Source organism: Microbacterium sp. CIAB417 (genome assembly GCF_022788845.1).
The window spans coordinates 1-820 of record NZ_JAHZUT010000032.1; the positions used below are offsets into that span (position 1 = coordinate 1).

At 67.7% G+C, this 820-nt stretch carries 1 protein-coding gene; it reads right to left on the reverse strand.

All coding sequences use genetic code 11. The features are described 5' to 3' along the window. On the reverse strand, positions 1-820 hold an 820-nt coding region (locus tag KYX17_RS31590), incomplete at both ends, for an Ig-like domain-containing protein (RefSeq protein ID WP_243233721.1).

Below are 820 nucleotides of genomic sequence, written 5' to 3' on the forward strand. Positions count from 1 at the left end.
CACCAGCTCCGGCTCGACATGCATCGCCGCATCATTCGGATGCGTGTCATTGTCCAGCACCGGGATGCTCACCACATCCCCCGCACGCACCGTCGCTGTGTCATCGTTCGCCACCGGGGGCAGCAGCTTGTCCGGCGCGGGGATCGGGATCACGACGACATCGCCTTCGGCCGTCTTCGCACCGTTGGAGATGCGGTACGTGATGCGCACCTGGCTCTCCAGCCCGCCCTGATCGCCGATACGCAGCGTCTCATGGTTGAGAACCGACACCGAGACGCCGCTGCCGGGCTCGACCGTCACGGACTGCACCACCAGGATGCCGCCACCGGGATCCGTGTCGTTGTTCAGCACCCCGACGAGCACCTCGCCACCGGTCGGCAACAACGCGACATCGCGCACGGCGATCGGCGCGAGCTGTTCGTCGCTCCGCTCCTGCACGTCGATGCGCACCAGCCCCGATGCGGACGGAACGCCCGCGGTCACCAGGTACTGCACGTAGTACACCCCGGGAGCCGGGGCCGAGAACGTGAAGGTCTTGTTCGGGTAGTCGGGGACGATGGTCGCGCCGTCCACCGGGTCGACCCGGTTCAGCCGGAGCAGTTCGCGGCTGGAGCTGGTGTCGTTCGCGAGCGGCGCCACCGTCACCTGCTGGCCGACCTGAGTCACGACGTGATCCGCGTTGGTCTTCGGCAAGGTCGATCCGACCGGCCGGACGTCCAGCTGCAGCACACCGTTCGCGAGTTCTCCCTCGCCGTCCGCCACGACGACCTGGACCTCGTACCGACCAGGGGGACTCGCGATGGCGCGGTACGTGATCTGG